This is a genomic window from Stenotrophomonas oahuensis (genome assembly GCF_031834595.1).
GTDB lineage: Bacteria > Pseudomonadota > Gammaproteobacteria > Xanthomonadales > Xanthomonadaceae > Stenotrophomonas > Stenotrophomonas oahuensis.
On the sequence record NZ_CP115541.1, the window covers coordinates 3,056,390 to 3,071,973 of the forward strand.

At 65.7% G+C, this 15,584-nt stretch carries 13 protein-coding genes; 4 read left to right on the forward strand and 9 right to left on the reverse strand.

What is annotated here, in order from left to right:
* Positions 1-42 precede the first annotated feature (42 nt).
* Positions 43-1,446 carry a glutamate--tRNA ligase gene (gene gltX / locus PDM29_RS13605; protein WP_311190641.1) on the forward strand — a complete coding sequence of 468 codons (1,404 nt, stop codon included), beginning with the start codon at positions 43-45 and terminating at the stop codon, positions 1,444-1,446.
* Positions 1,447-1,462: 16 nt separating this feature from the next.
* On the forward strand, positions 1,463-1,948 hold the full coding sequence (locus PDM29_RS13610) for a transcriptional repressor (RefSeq protein ID WP_311190642.1): 486 nt from the start codon (positions 1,463-1,465) through the stop codon (positions 1,946-1,948).
* Positions 1,949-1,960: 12 nt separating this feature from the next.
* On the opposite strand, the gene PDM29_RS13615 is transcribed toward PDM29_RS13610, so the two are convergent.
* The 6 genes from PDM29_RS13615 to PDM29_RS13640 all read right to left on the reverse strand — a co-directional run bounded on the left by PDM29_RS13615 (position 1,961) and on the right by PDM29_RS13640 (position 10,702).
* Positions 1,961-3,112, reverse strand: a complete 1,152-nt coding sequence (locus PDM29_RS13615; protein ID WP_311190643.1) for an HlyD family secretion protein — start codon at positions 3,110-3,112, stop codon at positions 1,961-1,963.
* An 11-nt stretch (positions 3,113-3,123) separates the two neighbouring features.
* Positions 3,124-4,773 (reverse strand): MFS transporter, encoded by a 1,650-nt coding sequence (locus PDM29_RS13620; RefSeq protein WP_311190644.1) that lies wholly within the window; start codon positions 4,771-4,773, stop codon positions 3,124-3,126.
* Positions 4,770-5,339 (reverse strand): TetR/AcrR family transcriptional regulator, encoded by a 570-nt coding sequence (locus PDM29_RS13625; protein WP_311190645.1) that lies wholly within the window; start codon positions 5,337-5,339, stop codon positions 4,770-4,772. Before PDM29_RS13625 ends, PDM29_RS13620 begins: the two co-directional genes overlap by 4 nt.
* A 440-nt stretch (positions 5,340-5,779) precedes the next feature.
* A complete protein-coding gene (locus PDM29_RS13630) occupies positions 5,780-7,003 on the reverse strand; it encodes an MFS transporter (RefSeq protein ID WP_311190646.1) in 1,224 nt (407 codons plus the stop codon).
* A gap of 218 nt (positions 7,004-7,221) precedes the next feature.
* A complete protein-coding gene (locus PDM29_RS13635; protein WP_311190647.1) occupies positions 7,222-8,271 on the reverse strand; it encodes a D-alanine--D-alanine ligase family protein in 1,050 nt (349 codons plus the stop codon).
* Positions 8,272-8,509: 238 nt separating this feature from the next.
* Complete coding sequence (locus PDM29_RS13640) at positions 8,510-10,702, reverse strand: TonB-dependent receptor (protein ID WP_311190648.1); 2,193 nt, start codon at positions 10,700-10,702, stop codon at positions 8,510-8,512.
* Positions 10,703-10,877: 175 nt separating this feature from the next.
* Here PDM29_RS13640 and PDM29_RS13645 point away from each other — a divergent pair, with 175 nt between their 5' ends.
* Both PDM29_RS13645 and PDM29_RS13650 read left to right on the forward strand, forming a co-directional pair.
* Complete coding sequence (locus tag PDM29_RS13645; RefSeq protein ID WP_311190649.1) at positions 10,878-11,291, forward strand: MerC domain-containing protein; 414 nt, start codon at positions 10,878-10,880, stop codon at positions 11,289-11,291.
* Positions 11,292-11,401: 110 nt separating this feature from the next.
* Positions 11,402-11,584, forward strand: coding sequence for a 30S ribosomal protein THX (locus PDM29_RS13650; protein WP_125358291.1), 183 nt, complete (start codon positions 11,402-11,404; stop codon positions 11,582-11,584).
* A 566-nt stretch (positions 11,585-12,150) separates the two neighbouring features.
* Here PDM29_RS13650 and PDM29_RS13655 read toward each other — a convergent pair.
* From PDM29_RS13655 to PDM29_RS13665, 3 genes are read right to left on the reverse strand one after another with little or no spacing between them, the layout of a single operon-like run.
* Positions 12,151-13,401 (reverse strand): alkaline phosphatase family protein, encoded by a 1,251-nt coding sequence (locus tag PDM29_RS13655; RefSeq protein WP_311190650.1) that lies wholly within the window; start codon positions 13,399-13,401, stop codon positions 12,151-12,153.
* 51 nt (positions 13,402-13,452) lie between these two features.
* A complete protein-coding gene (locus PDM29_RS13660) occupies positions 13,453-13,944 on the reverse strand; it encodes a methylated-DNA--[protein]-cysteine S-methyltransferase (protein ID WP_311190651.1) in 492 nt (163 codons plus the stop codon).
* Positions 13,941-15,416 carry an AlkA N-terminal domain-containing protein gene (locus PDM29_RS13665; RefSeq protein WP_311190652.1) on the reverse strand — a complete coding sequence of 492 codons (1,476 nt, stop codon included), beginning with the start codon at positions 15,414-15,416 and terminating at the stop codon, positions 13,941-13,943. The genes PDM29_RS13660 and PDM29_RS13665 overlap by 4 nt, the downstream gene beginning before the upstream one ends.
* Between the last annotated feature and the right edge of the window lie 168 nt (positions 15,417-15,584).

The following is a 15,584-nucleotide window of genomic DNA, read 5'->3' on the forward strand; positions in this document are numbered from 1 at the left end:
GGTAAAATCGTCCCGATTCCGTTGCCTGCACCCGAGCTCTCCATGACCTGCCGCACCCGCTTTGCCCCCAGCCCCACCGGTTACCTGCACATCGGCGGGGCCCGCACCGCGCTGTACTGCTGGCTGGAGGCGCGTCACCGTGGTGGCGAGTTCGTGCTGCGCATTGAAGACACCGACCGCGAGCGCAGCACCCAGGGGGCGATCGACGCCATTCTGGAAGCAATGGAGTGGCTGGGCCTGGATTACGACGAAGGCCCGATCTACCAGACCCAGCGCGTGGCCCGTTACCAGGAAGTGGCCGAGCAGCTGATCGCGTCGGGCAAGGCGTACTACGCCTACGAAACCCGCGAAGAGCTCGATGCCATGCGCGAAGCCGCCATGGCCAAGCAGGAAAAGCCGCGCTACAACGGCGCGGCGCGCGAGCTCGGCCTGCCTTACAAGGATGACCCGAACCGGGTGATCCGGTTCAAGAATCCGCTCGACGGCACCGTGGTGTTCGACGACCTGATCAAGGGCCGCATCGAGATCGCCAACAGCGAACTGGACGACATGGTGATCTTCCGTCCGGACGGCTTCCCGACCTACAACTTCGCCGTGGTGGTGGACGACTGGGACATGGGCATCACCGAGGTGATCCGCGGCGACGACCACATCAACAACACCCCGCGTCAGATCAATCTGTACGAGGGCATTGGCGCACCGGTGCCGAAGTTCGGGCACATGCCGATGATCCTGGACGAGCAGGGGGCCAAGCTGTCCAAGCGCACCGGCGCGGCCGACGTGATGCAGTACAAGGACGCCGGCTACCTGCCCGACGCCCTGCTCAGCTACCTGGCCCGTCTGGGCTGGTCGCATGGCGACCAGGAGCTGTTCAGCCGTCAGGAGCTGATCGACCTGTTCGACGTGACCCACTGCAACTCCAAGGCCTCGCGCCTGGACATGGCCAAGCTGGGCTGGGTCAACCAGCACTTCCTGAAGACCGAGGAACCGGCCGTCATCGTGCCGCACCTGGTCTACCAGCTGGACAAGCTGGGCCTGGACCTGGCCGCTGGCCCCGCCCCGGCGGATGTGGTGGTGGCGCTGCGCGACCGCGTGCAGACCCTGAAGGAAATGGCCGAGAAGGCGGTGGTCTGGTACCAGCCGCTGACCGAGTACGACGAAGCGGCGGTGGCCAAGCACTTCAAGCCGGGCGCGGAATTGGCACTGGGCAAGGCCGGCGAGCTGCTGGCGGCGCTGCCGGCGTGGACCCTGGAGGGCGTTTCCGCAGCTCTGCACGACACCGCGGCGGCGCTGGACATCGGCATGGGCAAGGTCGCCCAGCCGCTGCGCGTGGCCATCACCGGCACCCAGGTCAGCCCGGACATCTCACAGACCGTGTTCCTGTCCGGGCGTGAAGAAGCCTTGAAGCGGATCGACGTCGCCCTTACTAAAGTACCGAAGGCCTGACCCCAGGAGAACGCGCATGTCCGCCAAGACCGCTTGTACCGCTCCGCATCATCACGTTCACGACGCATCCGACTTCGTGAAGGTGGTGGAGCGCGTGTGCGCCGAACGCGGACTGCGCCTGACCCCGATCCGTGCCAATGTGCTGCGGCTGATCGCCGAGGCCGGCAAGCCGGTGAAGGCGTACGAGCTGCTGGAATGGGTGCGCAACGGCAAGGGCGTCGGTGCTGACGCGCCGCCCACCGTGTACCGCGCGCTGGACTTCCTGATGGCCAATGGTTTCGTGCACAAGCTGGAGTCGGTGAATGCCTTCGTGGCCTGCCACCACCCCAGCAGCGCGCAGCATTCGGTGCCGTTCCTGATCTGCAACAGCTGCCACAGCGCGGTGGAGCTGGAAGACCGCGAGATTGTCAGCCAGCTGGAAAAGCGCGCGAAGGAACTCGGTTTCCAGCCGCAGGCCCAGACCCTGGAAGTGCACGGCCTCTGCGCCCGCTGCGCCGGTTGATATCGATCCGATTCAACGCGACGTGCGATCGCCCGCCGTATCCACCCGCACCACCACCGACATCCCCGGCCGCAACCGCGGAGCCAGTTCCTGGTCCGGATCAATCGCGATCCGCACCGGCAGCCGCTGCACCACCTTGGTGAAATTGCCGCTGGCATTGTCCGGCCGCAGCACGCTGAACTCCGAACCGGTCGCCGGCGCAATCTGCTCCACCCGTCCGGTCAGCCGCTGACCATCAAACGCATCCACCGCGAACGTGGCTGGCTGGCCGATGCGCATCTTCCAGGTCTGGCCTTCCTTGAAGTTGGCCACCACCCACAAGGTGTCCGGCACCAGGAACAGCAGCTGCGAGCCGGCCGTGACGTATTGCCCCAGCCGCACCGACGCTTCACTGACCTGGCCGTCGCGCGGCGCATGGATCACGGTGTTGGCCAGGTCGATCCGGGCCAGTTCCAATTGCGCCTGCGCGGTGGCCACCCGTGCTTCCAGACCCTTGCGCGCGACCTGGGTGGAGGTCAGCGTTTCCTCGGCGATGCGGATCTGCGCCTGTGACTGCTGCACGGCCGACTGCGCCGACTGGGTCGTGGTGCGGAACTTGTCGCGCTCGTTCAATGCCACCAGCTGCTGCGCGGCGAGCTCTTCATAGCGCTTGAGTTCATTGCGTGAGCGGTTCAACTCCGATTGCCCGGCGGCGAGGTTGGCCTGTGCAGCGGCGATCTGTGCGCGATCCTGGGCCTGGGTCTGGTCGGAATTGGCGAGCGCGGCATTGGCGCTGTCCAGCTCCGCTTCGGCCTGGGCCACCTTCTCCTTGTAGATGCGGTCGTCGATGCGGATCAGCGCATCACCCTGTTTGACCTGCTGGTAGTCCTTCACCAGCACCTCGGTGACGTAACCGCTCACCTGCGGTGCCAGCACGGTGATCTGTCCGCGCACATAGGCGTTGTCGGTGGTTTCCCAGCTGGTCTGGAACGGCCACAACGACCACGCACGCAGGATCAGCGCGATGCCCGCCAGCGCGACCAGCACCATGATGATGACCGCGCGCCGGCTGGGGGTGATGTACTTCGGCGGTGCCACGGCGGCGGGTGCCGCTGTCGGTGCGGCATCGGTGGGTGGGGGCGGATTGACGTTTTCGTCGTCAGGACGCGGTGGTTGCGAAGACATGGAAGGACTCATCAGGAAACAGGACCGGGCGGGTGACGCTTGCGCCACTGCTTGAGCACCGCAGTACGCACCGACAACAGCAGCAGCCAGCCCAGGAACCCCAACGCTACCTGCCCACTGAGTGAAAACACGTCATTGAACGCGCGCACGTTGGCCTCGCGCCGTGCCACCTGGGCCAGCTGGGCAGTGCCCTGGGCCACGCGCTGCACCGGGTCGGTGACCACGCCGGCATAGAGCTGTTGCTGTTGTTTCAGGCGTTGGGCCAGCACGCCGTCGGCCGGATCAAGCTGGCTCACCAGTGCGCTGGAGTACACCTGTTCGCGGTGCAGCTGATAGCTGCTGAGCACTGCCGAACCCGCGAGCCCGCCCAGGGTCTGGGTGATCGACAGGGTGACCAGGAAGGTGATCATGTGGTCCACGCCCTGCTTCAGCGCCTGGGTGATGCCCAGCATGATCAGCGGGCCCATGAACATGCCCGAGCCCACCGAGGCCAGGAACTGGCTCAGGAAGAAATCGTGCGGGCGATCCAGGCTGGTGCGGTTCTGGTCGAGCAGCGCGGCGCTGCCCAGCAGGGCGATGGCCATCAGGATCTGCCCGATGATCCGCTTTGGCCCGAAGGTGAGCGCGCTGGTGGCGATGCCGGTGATCACGCCGGCCAGAATCACCGCGAACAAAGGCCGCATCTGGTCCGGGCCCATGCCCAGCTGCCGCATCAGCCCGATCACGCCATACGACTGTTCGGCGGTCAGGAAGCGCAGCACGAAAGCGCCAGCGATGAAGTGCAGCACCGGCAGGCTGGTCAGCCAGCGGGTCTGCAACAGCGGGTTACGGCGGTAGTGCTCGATGATGAAAGCCGTGGTGGCCAGGGTGATGGCGGCGATCAACGCCCAGCCCAGCCACGGGGTATCCAGCCACCAGCGCACGTAGCCCTGGGACAGCACGATCACCAGCAGCGCCACCGCCGGGGCGAGCAGGGCGAAGGTCAGGAAATCCAGCGGTTCAAAGGCTTTGACCTGCGCGCCGGGTGGCAGCTTGAGCAGGACGACGGCGGCGAACGCACACAAGGCCAGACCGGCTTCAAAGAAGTACAGGTTGTGCCATTGTCCGGTGTCGACCAGCCCCGGCGAGAACAGCCAGGCCAGGGGTACCGCCAGCTGCGAAAGACCGACCCCGACCACCAGCAGGTTGCCGGTGTAACGTCGCGGCAGCGACTGCAGCATGTACAGGGTGCCGAGCGTGCTGCAGGCGGCACCGGCGAAGCCACTGGCCGCGCGCATCAGCAGGGTGGTTTCAAAGCTGCCGACGAACAGGTGCAGTACGGCAAGTGCGGCGTACAGGCCCAGGCCGATCTCCGCGAACAGGCGGATGCCGTACTGCTGGCGGAATTTGAAGGCGAGCAGGTTGGCGGTCACATTGACCATGGCGTAGGCGGCGACCAGGCCGCTTCCTTGTGCGGGCGTAAGGCCCAGCTGGCCCTGCAGGAAGGGCAGGTTGGCGGTGACCAGCGCGTTGCCCAGACCGCCGGTGATGCCAACCAGCAGCGCGACGGCGGCGTAGGCGACGCGACGATGCGGAGGATGCCACGGCATCGAGGCCGAGCCGGGCAAGGTGGGTTTTTCGTGTTCTTCCCAGTCGGGAACCGGCTTGAGGTAGGTACTCATCCGGCCGGCTCGTGGGAAGGACCGTGCAGGCCCCCACGCAGCAGGTCCATGGCGCGGGCGGCAAGGTGTTCGCGTTCTTCAGTGGTTTTGCCGCGCAGGGCGGCACCGAGCATGCTGGAGATGAGGCTGATGTCAGTCGGCTGCAGGTCGGGGCGGCACAGGCCGGCCGCGATGGCGCGCTGGATCGGGGCTTTGAGCGCCTCGCGAACCGCGAGGCGGGCGGCGGCCATCGGCGGGTGATCGGGGTCAACGGCGCGCCAGTAGTCGGACAAGGCCGGCGAGTGCACCAGGCGCGAGGCCATGCCATCGAGCACCTGGAACAGCGCATCGTCGCGATCGCCTAACCGCTCGACCTGGCGCTCGATGCGGACGACGGCGCGCTTGAGCAAGGCTTCGATGAGCGCTGCGCGGTCGGGGAAGTTGCGATAAAGCGTGGCGCGACCCACCTGGGCGCGCTCGACCACCATGTCCAGCGGGGCGGTAACACCATGCTGGCCAAACACCGCATCGGCGGCATCCAGGATCAGGGCACGGCGGGCGGCGGCATCGGCGCGTTGAGTGGTCATGCACTATTTTCGGACAGTTCTGTCCGCTCCGCTATCCCTGGGAGTCCGAAAACGCATCAAGCCGACCCAACCGGTAAAACCGCGTGAAGCCCCCCGCTCGACGGCATTGGCGGCATGGCGTAGAGCCGGGCTCTCCCGGCTGCTGTTGGCTTTTGGCGAACAGCCGGCGTCCACGCCATCCGTGGTTTGGCGGCTCGGGATGGGCGTTCCGGGGGACGGCGCAAGTACGTCCCTGTAGCCTCGATCGCCGCATCCATGCGGCTCACGCCCCCTCCAGCCCACCCCGACCCGCCATCGACAGTGGGTCGGTGGCCATCGAAAATCAAAAGCACGTAGGCCCGGTAGCGTCGGTCGACAGACGACGGCCGTGAAATCCTCCAAGTTCTTTAACGCATGAACCCCAAATCAAAATCATGCGTCCACCCCGGATACCACGCCGATCACCGCGCACCCACCGCATGACACCCATACCGCGCCTCCCGAATCGGCAGATTCACCACCGCCGCCACCGCGGCCAACGCCATATCCGCATACCACATCCACACATAGCTGCCGGAATGCGCCAGCGCCAATCCCCCCAGCCACGCCCCGAAGAACCCACCCAACTGGTGCGACAACAACGTCAGCCCGAACAATGTGCCGAGATAGCGCGGCCCGAACAGCTTCCCCACCAGCCCCGCCGTAGGCGGCACCGTCGCCAGCCAGGTAAACCCCAGCCCGGCCGCAAACAGGTAGAACGTGAGCGGCGTAGGCGGTGCCATCAGATACACCCCGATCATCACCGCACGACTGGCGTACATCCAGAACAGCAAGTATTTCATTCGATACCGCTGCCCCAGTGCACCCACCAACAAGCTACCGGCGATATTGAACAGACCGATCAGCGCGATGGACGTGGACGCCACCGTCGGTGACAAACCACACAGCGCGATCTCGCCGGGCAGATGGGTGACCAGAAACGCAATATGCAGCCCGCAGGTGAAAAAGCCGATGTGCATATACCAGTAGCTGCGGTTGCGCGCGGCTACCTGCAGCTGCGCGCGCAGGCCACCGTCCTCGTCGGCCGCAGTGAGCGCGTGATCACCGGCACGCCGACGCAGCGGCCACGCCATGGGCAATGACAGCAGTGCCGCCGCCGCCATCACCCACATCGCCCGCGCCCAGCCGGCGCTGCTGATGACCCACTGCACCAGCGGGGCGAACACGAACTGGCCGAGCGACCCCCCGGCGTTGATAAGGCCCGCCGCGAACGAGCGCTTCTGCGCGGGCAGGCGGTGCGCGGTGGCTCCTATCAGCACCGAGAAGCTGCCGGCCCCGGCACCTGCCGCCATCAGCAGGCCGAGGGTAAAGCTGAGCCCCAGCGGGCTGGTCAGCAGCGGGGCGAGCAGCAGACCGGCCACCAGCAGCACCGTACCGGCCAGCAGCACCGGCCACGCGCCGCGCTGGTCGGCCACCGCGCCGAATACCGGCTGCACCGCCCCCCAGACGAATTGGCCGATAGCCAGCGCGAAACTGATCTCGACGATGCTGACCCCGGTGCTGCGGTGGATCGGGTCCACATACAGGCCGGAGGTCTGGCGAACGCCCATGGTCACCATCAGGATCGCGGATGCGGCAACCAGCAGACCCCAGTGCATGCGTGGGGCAGGGGAGGCAGGGGCCATGCAGGTACTCCAGCGGGGGAGGCAGCCCGATTGTACGGCCAGGTCACGCCGCGGGTGCACCCGGCGCGACGGTCACTACGGGCTACCGGAACCCCGCGCAATGCATGCACTGGTAGAGACGGTCGCAAGACGTCTGCCGATAACACCCGTCGGTGCTTTAACGCATGGACCCGACCGGGTTCACAGCAAGGACGCGACGTTGAACCTCACCTGTTCCACTACGCGAAACGCGCAACCGCCTGCTTCAGAAGAATGTCCAACAACTCCCTGTACGAAATTCCGGCAGACTCGATCATCTTTGGATACATGCTGTGCGAGGTGAACCCTGGAATGGTGTTGACTTCGTTGACCAGCAGCTCCCCGTTCTCTTTCAGAAAGAAATCCACCCGTGCCATACCTTCGCAGCCGAGTGCGCGAAACGCACGAAGGGAAATCTCTTTCACGCGTTCAGCACACGCCTCGTCAATGCCAGCCCGTACATCCAGCCTTACCGCGTCGGGATCGTTGTACTTGGCATCGTAGGTGTAGAACGCGTGGGTGTCGGTTCTCAGCGAAATCTCGGAGGGCCAAGTCGCCAGCAGGTCGTCGGAATCCCGTTGCAGTACGCCGCACTCGATCTCCCGCCCCGTAACCATCGTCTCGACGATGACTTTTTCATCCTGATTGAAGGCCAGTGCCAGGGCATTTTCCAGTTCCTTCTCAGTCGCCACTTTGCTGATCCCGATGGAAGAGCCGAGCCGCGCGGGCTTGACGAAGAAGATTTCGCCGCCGAGCGCGCGCTTCAAGTCTGACAGTTGAGGTGTCTCGGGTCGGCTAAGCGAGAGGAATGGCGTCACCGGTACCCCCGCATCCCGCAGCAATGCTTTTGTGACTTGCTTGTCCATGCATACGGCCGAGGCCAGAACGCCGCTGCCCACGTAGGGAATGCGGGCAGTCTCCAGCGTGCCTTGGATGCCGCCGTCTTCTCCGCCTTGTCCGTGAAGTATCGGAAGAGCGATATCGAAGTGAAGTTCCTTTGCCTTGCCTGTTGCGGCATGAAAGGCCACCGCTTGGCCGCCGCCGCCGGGCACGAGGGCTACCTGGTATTCGCTGGGAAAGGCGCTCGGGTCGGGTGCACCTGTTGATTCTCCCAGCCACCATCTGCCTTGGCGGTCAATTGCAATCGGGATCACGTCGTAACGCGTGTCGTCGATGGACGCAAAGACGCTGCGGGCTGAGATGATGGAGACGTCATGTTCTGGCGAAATTCCGCCGTACAGCAATGCCACGGTCCTTCTGCTCACAACGTAACTCCGGGCGATGTGTGGGCGACTGAGTCGCATCGTATCAAGCCAGCGGGGGCCGAAGAAGCGCGTCGCTACGTTCGATGGTCATGCGTTACCGGGCGTTGGCCGTTTCACGGCCGTCGTCTGTCGACCGACGCTACCATCGCACGCTGCCACATTGACCACAGAAAAAGGGGGCCTTGCGGCCCCCGAAAGGTGTTACCAAAGACCCAGGGAGGGATCAGAAGTAGGCGCGGATGCCGAATGCCACACCGCGGCCCGGCAGCGGCGAGTAGTCGCGCAGCAGCGAGGTGTGCGGGCGCACTTCGCGGTTGGTCAGGTTGTTGCCGTCCAGGAACACTTCATAGCTGTTGCTGTCGTTGCGGTCCCAACGGTAGGCCAGGTGCGCATCGACCAGGGTGTAGCCATCACTGGGTTCTTCGTTCTGCGCCACATCCTTCTGGCTGCTGTAACGCACCGCACCGACCGAGGCGCGCCAGCCATCTTTCGACCAGCGCAGGTCGGCACCCACGCGCGCGGGCGAGATGCGCGGCAGGTAACCGCTGTTGGCGATGTCAACGGTGTAGTTGTGATTGTGGTCGCCGTGCGGCACGGCGATGTCGACGCTGCGGCTGCCGCTGCCATCCAGTTCGGCCTTCACGTAGTCACCGAACACGCGCAGGTCCCAGTCACCTGCGCCGCCCTCGAACAGGTGGAACAGCGCTTCCGCTTCAGCACCCTTGAAGGTGGCGTCCTGCTGGGTCCACAGACGCACGGGCAGGTCTTCAACCACGCCGGTGTCAGCCAGGTAGATGAAGTCCTTGAACTTGGTCTGGTAGATCGACGCGGAGAAGTCGACCAGGTCGCTGTGAGTGTGGATGCCCAGTTCCACGCGCTGGCCGCGTTCGGTCTTCAGGTTGGCGTCGCCGATCTCCACCGAACGGGTGGCGATGTGCGCACCGGCGGCGTACAGCTCTTCGGTGGTCGGCGCGCGTTCGGAGCTGTCGATGCCAAAACGCAGGTCAACGCCGTCGGTGAGCTTCCAGATGCCCGCGGCCGACAGATTGGTGGCGTCGAAGTCACGCTTGCGGTAGTCGCCGGTGGGGTCCAGCTTGACCTTGTCCTGGCGCGCACCCAGTTCCACCTTCAGCGGGCCGAACTGCTTTTCCTGCAGCACGAACACGCCCAGGCTCTCGGTACCGGTGTTGGGCACAAAGGCTTCTTCGCCCTGGGCACCGAAATCACTGTTGCCGAACTGCAGGCCGAACGCACCATCCCAGCCGCCGATCTGCTGCTGGGTGGCTTCCAGGCGACCCTCGATGCCGCGGTTGGTGAAGCGGGTCGACGGCGTGCCGGCTTCCAGCTCGGTGTGTTCGTAGTCGGTGTAGCCAGCGCGCAGGTTGATGTTCTTCAGGAACGAGACCGGGTTGTAGATACCCGCCTTCATGTCGAAGCGGTTCTGCACCATGTCAATGCGCACATCGTGCTCGTCGCCTTCCTCCTCTTCATCACCATGGTCATGGTCGTGATCATGGTCGTCCCCCTCGGCATGCACGTGCGCGCCGTTGGGAATGCCGTAGTTGGTGCGGTAAGTGCTGGCAGACGCACCGAAGTAGCCGCCTTCGCCCAGCCAGGTGGCACCGACGCCGCCAGCGCGGGTGCGGATGGAACTGTTGTCCAGACGGCCGCGACGGGGTTCATCCGCATCGCCTTCGTCGTGATCGTGACCGCTGTGGTCTTCCAGGCTGTCGATCACGGCGTAGCCGGGAATGCGGTAGTCGTCGCCATTGCGGACCAGACCGTCCACGTGCAGTACCACGTTGCCGCTGACGCCATCCAGGCGGAACATGCCGCTGCGCTCGTCATTGACCGAGTTGCCACGCAGTTCGGCGCGGCCGCTGAGCGGACGGTCCGGGATTTCACTGGCAATGCGGCCATCCACGACATTCACCGCGCCGCCGATGGCACCGCTGCCGAACAGCAGGGTGGCTGGGCCCTTCAGCACTTCGATCTGGTCGGCAAGGAACGGCTCGATGCTGGTGGCATGGTCGGCGCTGACGGTGGAGGCGTCCATGTTGCCGACGCCGTTGGACAGCACCTGCACGCGCGGGCCTTCCTGGCCGCGGATGATCGGGCGGCCCACGCCGGGACCGAAGTAGGTGCTCTGCACGCCGGGCAGCTTGGCGACGGTGTCGCCGAGGGTGCCGGCCTTCGCTTCATCCAGGCGCTCACCGGCGAGCACGTCGACCGGGCGGGCCAGGGACTCGGCGTCGCCCTGCAGGGGCGAGGCGGTGACCTTCACCGTGGACAGCTCAGTCAGGTGGCGGTCGGGATGACCGGTGTCTTCGGCCGCGCTGGCGAGGGCAGGAACCAGGGCAACGGCCAGCGCCAAGGACAGCGCGTGCGGGGTCAGCAGGGGGCGGGGAGAGCGCATGGAATGGGGTCCGTCAGTCAAATTGTTACAATGTATCAATGAGTTGGCGCAGCTTTCCTGTCAGTTCCGGCCCGGTTTGGGACGGCGGGTGACGAGGGTGGAACACCGGCAAGAGGTGTGCGTCAGGATTGATGTTATATTATTCCATATCGCCTCGCCGACCCTGCTGGAAGTCATGCCCCTGTTTGCCCGCCTCCGTCATCTGCTTGATCGCTTCGGTGCCACCGGCTCACTGCTGTGCGCGGTCCACTGCGCTGTGCTGCCGGTGTTGCTTGCGGCGGCACCGTCGCTGGGCATGTCGGTATGGATGAGCGACGGGGTGGAACTGGCGCTGGTGTGCTTTGTGACCCTGCTGGGGCTGTTCAGCCTGGTGTGGGGCTACCGCCGGCACGGCGCGCTGCGCGCGCTGGGCTTCCTGGTACCGGGCCTGGTGGCCCTGTGGGCGGGCCTGCTGTACGACCCGCTGCACCATTCGGCGGTTCCGCATGCCATCGTGATGACGATGGGTGGGGTACTGGTGGGGGTGGCGCACCTGGTGAATCTGCGCCTGAATCATGGACACGTCCACGACGCCAGCTGTGCGCATTGAGGCCGTGTGATAGGCTTCCCGATCGTGCGCAGGGCGGTCAAAACTGACCGGCCTGCCGAACCCGTGTCCGTACGGGGTAATCAGTATTCAGACTTTAAGGAGTTGACGACATGGGTAAGGGTGACCGCAAGACCGCCAAGGGCAAGCGCTACAACGCCAGCTATGGCAATTCGCGCTCGCACAGCGTGAGCAAGGTGGCCGTGGGCGCAGCTGCGCCGGTCGCCAAGAAGACCGTGGCCAAGGCCCCGGCAAAGAAGGCCGTTGCCAAGAAGGCTGTGGCCAAGGCCAGCTGATCCTTAATCGGATTGGTTGAGAAAAACGCGGCGCTTGCGCCGCGTTTTTTTTTGGATTTTGGCGAAAAGCCGGTGGTCATCGGCATCCGTATTTGGGCATCTCGGGATGGGTTTGCGGGACACGCCGTGGACCCGTCCATGGGGGCTCGTCAAAAACATCCATGTTTTTGACGGTCCCGCAAACCCACCCCGAGACGCCCCAGACAATTGGCCGGTGGCCGCGGGAAACGCCGGATCAACTGCGGTTTCGATTCGGGTCATGCGTTACCGGGTGTTGGGGATTTCAAGGCCGTCGTCTGTCGACCGACGCTACCGGGGCTACGTGCCTTTGATCTCTGCTGTCCACCGACGCACTGTCGAAGGCGGGTCGGGGCGGGCTGGAGGGGGCGTGAGCCGCATGGATGCGGCGATCGAGCTTACATGGACGTACTTGCAGCGTCCCCCGGAACGCCCGCCCCGATCTGCCAAACCAGTGAACCGATGAACACTGGCTGTTCGCCCAGATCCAACAGCAGCCGGGCAACGCCCGGCGACACGGAGCGCGTGCAACCCCGTGCAGTACGCGGTCACTTCAACCCAGGCAGCAGTGTGTCCGGACTGCCGTCGTTCGGTGCGGCCGGAATGCCGAGCAGCCTCGTCAGCAGCGGGTACACGTCGACGTTGTCGAAGCCAGGCAGGGTTTCGCCCTGCTTGAACGACGGACCACGGGCGATGAACACCGCGCGCATCGAGGGCAGGGCGTTGTCGTAACCGTGCGAGCCGCGCTCGCCGGCCTTTTCCTGGATGCGGTCGCGGCGCATCGCGTTCCAGCCTTCGTGCATCTGGCAGATGATCGGCGGGATGCGCGGGTTCGAGCCATATTCCCACCGCGCCGGCAGCGTTTCGCGGGTCCAGCAGTCGTACTGCGCGTGTGCGCCCAGCAGTGCCTTCTTTGCCTGCGCCTCTTTGCCCGGCAGCGGGGCGAAACCTACCGACTGGCCGACGGATACGTCCTTGGCCAGCGAGGGATCCACCATGTCTTCGACCGCGATCGTGTTCCCTTCCGGCACCAGCGCCATGCCGTGGTCCGACACCACGATCACATTGGTGCTGTCCGCAATGCCGCGTGCCTGCAGGCCATCCAGCAGCCGGCCCACCGCTGCGTCGGCATCCTGTACCGCCGCCGCATACTCGGGTGAGTTCGGTCCGTGCTGGTGTCCTTCGTGGTCCACGTTCTCCATGTACAGCGTCACCAGGCGCGGAGCCTGCGCATCATCGCGCGCCACCCAGCCCAGCACCTCGTCCACCCGGTCAGGCAACGGCACGCTGCCGTCGTAGATTCGCCACTGGGTCGGACGTACGCCCTGGATCGCCGCTTCACTGCCGGGCCACGACCAGATCGCCGTGCGCAGGCCCGCCTTTTCCGCACCTACCCAGATCGGTTCGCCACCCCACCAGCGCGAGTCCGTCACCGCTTCGCGCTTGCTCAACTTGAAGCTGCCCAGTTCGTCCTCGTGCATGCTGTTGTGCACGATGCCGTGGTGGTCCGGACGCAGCCCGGTCACGATGGTGTAATGGTTCGGGAACGTCAGCGAGGGATACGAAGGCGTCATGTACTGCGCGCGTACACCGTCGTGCACGATGCGCGACAGATTCGGAGTGATGCCCTTGTCGAGCATGTCCGCGCGCAGGCCGTCGATGGAGACCAGCAGCAGCTTCGGTGCCTGTGTGGCGACTGGCGTGACGGCAACCGTCGAGGGTGCAGTGGAAGGGGTGCTGGCACAACTGGTCAGCGCGAGGGTGGCGGCAATCGCCAGAGTCAGGCGGACAGAGATCATCCGGCCATCATAGGCCGCACCGGTGACCGCGCGAAGACAACCAATGGCACATCACACCAGCAGCGGCGTGCCCCGGCCCTCCAGTTCCAGCAGCGCGGCCTTGGTCTCAATGCCGCCGCCAAACCCGGTCAACGCACCGCTGGCCCCGATCACCCGGTGACACGGCAGCACGATCGGCAGCGGATTGCGCCCATTGGCCGCACCTACTGCACGACTCGCGGTCGGCTGGCCGATGTGCCGGGCCAGCTGCACATAGCTCCAGGTCTGGCCGAACGGGATATCCGCCAAGGCTTTCCACACCCGCAGCTGGAAATCGGTGCCATGCGGTGCCAGCGGCAGCTCGAAGGTGGTGCGCTCACCGTGCAGGAACTGCAGCAGCTGCGTGCGCGCATCACGCAGCGCATGCGCATCGCGCTGCCAGCGCTCTCGGCCTTTGGCGTCGTAGCGGTTGTTCTCGAACAGAATGTGATGGATGCCCTGGCTGTCGCCGGCCACGGTCAGCGCGCCAATCGGGCTGTCGAAGGTGTCATAGAGCAGGGTCATTTTGTGTCTCCTGAAGTGGTCACGGTCGGCGTGGCCAGGTGCCACAGATGCAGCACGGCATACGCACGCCACGGTCGCCAGGCCTGCGAGCGGGCCTCGGTAGCGCGTTCGCTCAGGCGGGTGCCTTCACCCAGCACCTGTTGCAGCACCAGATCGCCGGCCGGGAATGCATCGGGCAGGCCCAGTGCCCGCAGCGCCATGTAATGCGCGGTCCAGGGGCCGATGCCGGGCAGGGCGACGCAGCGCTCGATGAAGGTGTCCAGGCGCTGGCCGGCAGCAAAGTCCAGCCGCCCTTCCGCCACTGCGGTGGCGACGGCACGCACGGTGGCCGCACGCGAGCGCGGCAGGCCAATCGATTCCAGCGGAGCATCGGCCAGCTGCGCGGGCGTGGGAAATTCGCGGTCCAGTCCTTCTGGCATGCCTTCCAGCACGCCGCCAAAGCGGTCCACCACGCGCCGGGCCAGGGTGATCGCGGCTGCCACGCTGACCTGCTGGCCGAGCACTGCGCGCACTGCGACTTCGAAGCCGTCCCATCCGCCGGGTACACGCAGGCCGGGGCGTTCGGCCACGCCACGTGCCAGCAACGGTTCCTGCGCGAAGCTCGCATGGACCATGCGCAGGTCAGCATCGAGGTCGAAGATGCGGCGTACCCGGCGTACCACCCCGGGAATCCCGCGCGGATCGATCTGGCCCAGTTGCAGCAGCAGCTCGGGGCGGCGGGGGTCAGCCGTCACCGTGATGATCGAGGGGCGCTCGGCGGGGCCGATCACGCGCTGGTAGCGGTCGTCGCCGATCTGCTCGATGCCGGGAATGCAACGCCGGCGCAGGAACGCCAGCATGGCCGGGAAGTCCAGCGGCGGGCGGTAGCCCAGGCGCAGGGTCAGCGCGCCGTCGTCGAGTGCGCCGCGCTGGCGGCGGATCGCGGAAGGCGGCATGCCACAGCCCTCGAGGAAGGCGGCGTTGAAGCGGCGCAGGCTGTTGTAGCCGGCGGCCATGGCCACGTCGGTCACCGGCAGCCCGGTTTCGGTCAGCAGCTGCTTGGCCAGCAGCAAGCGGCGGGTGGCATGGATCTGTGCCGGGGCCGCGCCAAGCCGGGCGACGAACAGGCGCTGCAACTGCCGGGCGCTCAACCCCACGCGCGCGGCCAGCTCGCCCACCGCCGCGTCCTGCAGGTAGCCGTCGTGAATCAGCGCCAATGCACGCTGCAGGGTCTCGTTATGCAGCGCGTCCTGCGCCTCCGGGGCAAGCTCCGGTCGGCAACGCAGGCACGGACGGAATCCGGCGGCGGCCGCAGCGGCAGCCGTGGGGTAGTAATCCACGTTGCGCGGCTTCGGCGGCGGGGCCGGACACACCGGGCGGCAGTAGATGCCCGTGCTGCGCACAGCGGTGTAGAACACACCGTCGAAGCGCGCATCGCGGGCAAGGCGGGCGCTTTCGCAGGCGGCGTAGTCCAGGGGCAGGGCGGTGTCCATGGCAGCCAGTCTATGCTCGGAACCCGGCCCCGGCTCGCCATTTTCGGACATGTATGAGCCGGGTCGACCGGGCGGTTCAGTGCAGGTTCCCGCGCGCGCCTCCGCTCGCACTAGACTGTGCCTTCACGTGTCGCTGTTGGCACGCCATCGAACGGGAACCGGGTATTC

Bases quoted from the DNA above. Each gene is read 5' to 3' on its own strand.
- gltX (WP_311190641.1), top strand. From the start codon at position 43: ATGACCTGCCGCACCCGCTTTGCCCCCAGCCCCACCGGTTACCTGCAC.
- PDM29_RS13610 (WP_311190642.1), top strand. From the start codon at position 1,463: ATGTCCGCCAAGACCGCTTGTACCGCTCCGCATCATCACGTTCACGAC.
- PDM29_RS13615 (WP_311190643.1), bottom strand. From the start codon at position 3,112: ATGTCTTCGCAACCACCGCGTCCTGACGACGAAAACGTCAATCCGCCC.
- PDM29_RS13620 (WP_311190644.1), bottom strand. From the start codon at position 4,773: ATGAGTACCTACCTCAAGCCGGTTCCCGACTGGGAAGAACACGAAAAA.
- PDM29_RS13625 (WP_311190645.1), bottom strand. From the start codon at position 5,339: ATGACCACTCAACGCGCCGATGCCGCCGCCCGCCGTGCCCTGATCCTG.
- PDM29_RS13630 (WP_311190646.1), bottom strand. From the start codon at position 7,003: ATGGCCCCTGCCTCCCCTGCCCCACGCATGCACTGGGGTCTGCTGGTT.
- PDM29_RS13640 (WP_311190648.1), bottom strand. From the start codon at position 10,702: ATGCGCTCTCCCCGCCCCCTGCTGACCCCGCACGCGCTGTCCTTGGCG.
- PDM29_RS13645 (WP_311190649.1), top strand. From the start codon at position 10,878: ATGCCCCTGTTTGCCCGCCTCCGTCATCTGCTTGATCGCTTCGGTGCC.
- PDM29_RS13650 (WP_125358291.1), top strand. From the start codon at position 11,402: ATGGGTAAGGGTGACCGCAAGACCGCCAAGGGCAAGCGCTACAACGCC.
- PDM29_RS13655 (WP_311190650.1), bottom strand. From the start codon at position 13,401: ATGATCTCTGTCCGCCTGACTCTGGCGATTGCCGCCACCCTCGCGCTG.
- PDM29_RS13660 (WP_311190651.1), bottom strand. From the start codon at position 13,944: ATGACCCTGCTCTATGACACCTTCGACAGCCCGATTGGCGCGCTGACC.
- PDM29_RS13665 (WP_311190652.1), bottom strand. From the start codon at position 15,416: ATGGACACCGCCCTGCCCCTGGACTACGCCGCCTGCGAAAGCGCCCGC.